This window comes from Methyloceanibacter sp. (assembly GCF_049590335.1).
Taxonomy (GTDB): Bacteria; Pseudomonadota; Alphaproteobacteria; order Rhizobiales; family Methyloligellaceae; genus Methyloceanibacter.
In genome coordinates this window covers 1-3,943 of the sequence record NZ_JBAWCQ010000058.1, presented here as the reverse complement: position 1 = coordinate 3,943, position 3,943 = coordinate 1, and the positions used below count along the sequence as shown (strand labels likewise).

The 3,943-nt window shown below is 59.9% G+C and carries 2 protein-coding genes and 1 pseudogene; 1 reads left to right on the top strand and 2 read right to left on the bottom strand.

Annotated features, from left to right (window positions below):
* Positions 1 to 647 (top strand): annotated as a pseudogene (locus WBQ77_RS04565) (poly-beta-hydroxybutyrate polymerase); the annotation flags it as partial.
* Positions 648 to 1,116: 469 nt separating this feature from the next.
* Here the strand turns inward: WBQ77_RS04565 and WBQ77_RS04560 are convergent.
* Both WBQ77_RS04560 and WBQ77_RS04555 read right to left on the bottom strand, forming a co-directional pair.
* A complete protein-coding gene (locus WBQ77_RS04560; protein ID WP_424045075.1) occupies positions 1,117 to 2,331 on the bottom strand; it encodes an IS91 family transposase in 1,215 nt (404 codons plus the stop codon).
* A gap of 12 nt (positions 2,332 to 2,343) precedes the next feature.
* Complete coding sequence (locus WBQ77_RS04555; protein WP_424045073.1) at positions 2,344 to 3,273, bottom strand: tyrosine-type recombinase/integrase; 930 nt, start codon at positions 3,271 to 3,273, stop codon at positions 2,344 to 2,346.
* Positions 3,274 to 3,943 lie beyond the last annotated feature (670 nt).

Sequence of the window (3,943 nt, the reverse complement as noted above, 5' to 3'; positions counted from 1 at the left end):
TAATGTGGGAGAAGGGCTATCTTGACCGGCCCCAAATGGCTCGCGCCTTCTCTGCTATCAGGTCGGAAGACCTCATCTATTCTCGTGCCGTGCGGCGCTACTACCTTGGAAAAGAGGACCTGCCGACCGACATGGGAGTCTGGGTTTCGGACACGACCCGGATGCCGGCCAGAATGCATTCGGAATATCTGCGCGGCCTGTTTCTTGAAAACCGGCTGACGGCTGGTCGCTTTGCCGTCAAGGGAAGGGTCATCGCGCTCAAGGACATCTCGGCGCCGATATTCGCGGTGGGCACTGAAACCGATCACATCGCGCCGTGGAAGTCCGTCTACAAAACCCAACTGTTTACCGACAGCGATATGACCTTTGTATTGACGAGCGGAGGCCACAACAGCGGGATCATCAACGAACCAAAGCTAGCGCGCGGTCACCATCGGATCTCGCCTCGTACTGCCGGGGCGCTTTACGTGGGTCCCGATGCCTGGGTTACGCAAAATGCGCCGCAACCGGGCTCCTGGTGGCCAGCGTGGACGACCTGGCTGGAAGAGAAAAGCAGCGGTGTTGTGCCGGCACCCTCCATCGGTGCGCCAGACAAGGGCTTGGTCCCGATCGTAGCGGCGCCCGGAACCTACGTTCACCAAACCTGATTCTAAGCCCGCTTTTGGCCCGCTGGCGACGCCCTACCAGCGCTGGGTTAAGTCGGCTGCCGAGGGTGAGGCAGACACGGTGAGGCGGTCTTTCGAGGTCTCAAGATGTACAGGTTAGTCGGACGCCGTCACGCTGGCGTTGAGGCTCGGCGCCTGTGCTGACGATCGGCGTCGGACAAGCGTCAATGAACGAAATCGCGGATTGGACGGTAGGCGTCTCAGCGGTCTCTATGGGGATTTGCCTGTGGCACGTGGCGTGATTTTGGCCGAAGCTTTGCCGAGGGTGACGTGATGATAGGACGTTGAGCGGCTTGTCGGTGCCGACATGGGGTTGCGCAGCCGGGCATGAGCAGTGTTGAAGTTGGACGATTTGCAATTTCGGACAAGTTGGAGCGCGATTGATCGTTGCAGGCCGTCCGGCTGCATCGTGTGAGGTCTATCATGGTGTGTCGGTGGTTGGGCGGCATGGTCATGAGCTGTCGATGGCCTCGGGGCTTGGCCGGTGCTTGGGCTCCATGCCTGCTGCGAACACTTCGATGATGATCATACGTCCGCCGCAACAGGGGCAGGGCAAGTTGAGGGTCCGCGCCTCGTCTGGGTTTGCATCCTCTACATTATCGGCTTCGTCGTTTGTTGCCATGTGAACGCTCAGCAAGGCCCTCGCCCGTGCGATGTTGGTGGCGCGATTGCCGTTGGCGAACAGCCCGTAGTGGCGGATGCGGTGGAAGCCTTTCGGCAGGACGTGGGAGAGGAAACGGCGGATGAACTCATGCGGTGTGAGTGTCATCGTCTTCCAGCGCTCACGATGGCCGGCGCGATAGTCCTTGTATCGGAACGCCACGCCATCGGCATCGACCCTGACGAGGCGCCGGTTCGAGATCGCAACGCGGTGGGTGTAGCGCGACAGGTAGGCCAGCACCGCTTCGGGTCCGGCGAACGGATCCTTGATGTTGACGTACCAATTGAGCTTGCGTAGCGGCTTGAGGAAGGCATCAAAGGTGACACGATCGGCGAGACCGGCATGCTCACCGTAGAAGTTGAGCAGCCTGTCATCATGGGCCTTGATGAGCTTCTCCAGAAACAGCCGTTTGAACAGCTGTGAGAGCACGCTGAATGATAACAGGAACGTCTTGCGGCATGAGATCCACTTCGACCCATCGAGCGATATCCCACCACCCGGCACGATCATGTGCACGTGTGGGTGGTGCGTCATCGCCGAGCCCCAGGTGTGGAGCACGGCGGTAATGCCGATCCTAGCACCGAGATGCTTGGGATCGGCGGCGATCGTCAGCATGGTCTCCGCGCTTGCCTTGAACAACAGATCATAGACGACGCGCTTGTTCTGAAAGGCAATGTCGGCGATCGGGGTCGGCAGTGTGAAGACCACATGAAAATACCCGACCGGCAGCAACTCGGCCTCACGGGCTTCGAGCCAATCCTGTGCCGCTGTCGCCTGACACTTTGGGCAGTGCCTGTTGCGGCAACTGTTGTAGGCGATGTGCAGATGGCCACAAGCCTCGTTCTCGCAGCGCGCAACGTGGCCTCCGAGCGCTGCCGTGCGGCAACGCTCGACCGCCGTCATCACCTTCATCTGTTCAAGGCTGACGTGACCGCGATTGGCGGCAAGCCATGCTTGTCCATGGTCGCGGAAGATGTCCGCGACCTCCAAAGCTGGAGGAGACATGCCGGTGGCGGCTCAAGACTTAGGCTTGGCCTTCTTGCGCTTGCCTCCTTTGGCTGTGTCATCTCGCAACAGGTCGATGGGACTTTCAATAGCTGTGATCAGAGCCGTTGCGACGCGCGTGTAGCGTGCTGTCGTCGTGAGCTTGGTGTGTCCGAGCAGCGCCTGGATCACTCGGACGTCGACGCCGGCATCGAGCAAGTGTGTTGCAAAGGCGTGGCGCAGAGACCGCACGGTGACCGGCTTGGAGATGCCGGCGGCAACGGCGGCCTGGTGAAACAGCCGGTTCTGCTGTCGTGCCGTCAGGGGCTCGTAGGGCTGGCGGCCCGGAAAGAGATAACGCTGTTCGGGCCGAAAGCCGGCGTCGTACTTGGTTGAGCGTTCCGGCCAATAGCGGCGCAACGCCTCAAGGACGGCAACCGGCAGTTTGACCTGGCGGTCCTTGTCGCCTTTCGATTGCACGATACGAATAATGCCGCGGTCACTGTCGATATCGCCGACCCTCAGACGGATCACTTCGCCGGGCCTCAGACCGCAACCGTAGGCCAGTGACAACATCGCCCGCGCCTTGATGGATGGCGTGTTCGCGAGCAGACGTGCGACTTCATCCTGGCTCATTATCGGCGGGATCTTCTGCGGCTCGCGAAGGTGATAGATCTCGGCGGCAAGGTCGTGCCGGCGCAGGGTCACACGGAATAGGAACTTGACACCGGTCATGATGGTGTTGCGCGTCGAGTTGGAGATATCGCAACCTGCCAACTCCGCCTGGAAGCCGCGCACGTCATCCGCCGTTGCAGTCTGAGGTGAATGGCCGAGCCAGGCGGCAAATCGACGGCAGCTGCGGATGTGGGCCGTCTGCGTCTTCGGGCTCAACTTGCGCGCCGTCATGTCTTCGATCATACGCGCTTGCAGTGGACTTATGGCGCGCCTGCCTACTCTACTCATGGGTGAACTCCTGTCCTGAAGTGAGGTTCAACACCTCGATCATCAGGACAGCGCTCCCAGCTGCCTCTCCAGCTTCTCAGACGTGGTTAGCGCTCACCAACAAACAGCCGCGCAGCACGCGATATCGCGTAGCGATTTTGTTCAGTGACCCGTTGCGGACTCAGTGCCGGCGTGCAACAACTGTGTTGCATCGAGAACCGGTGAACGGTCTTACACTCGTACGTCCCCTTGTTCTACGAGACCCGTTCGGCTCTCTTCTGCGATACGGGCCAGGGCAGACCAGTCGCGTGCCATAGTTCACAGTTGCCGAACGCCGCGGCGAAGTGCCCGAACATGACGCCAGCCTCAGTGAAGCGGCCAACCACAGATACTACCGACCATGTGGACCTCCGGAGCCGGGGGCAACCGTCCCCACCGAGTTCGAATAAGAAAGATCAATGGGGGGTAGAACGCATGCCTATCCCCTTAAGTCCGGCGGCGGGCCAGAAAGCCCAATTTTATCAACGCGCTGAGGTGTTGTCTCGACTGCAAGCGCCAATGTCGTCAACTTGTTGATGCCCCGCCGATTTTGGCCGCGGAACCGGATCAAAAGGGATAGGCATGGGTAGAACGCCATATGCGCTTTCCTTTCAGGTCATGAAAATATACCATGCTGATGCCCAATATATAC

Bases quoted from the DNA above. Each gene is read 5' to 3' on its own strand.
- WBQ77_RS04560 (WP_424045075.1), bottom strand. From the start codon at position 2,331: ATGTCTCCTCCAGCTTTGGAGGTCGCGGACATCTTCCGCGACCATGGA.
- WBQ77_RS04555 (WP_424045073.1), bottom strand. From the start codon at position 3,273: ATGAGTAGAGTAGGCAGGCGCGCCATAAGTCCACTGCAAGCGCGTATG.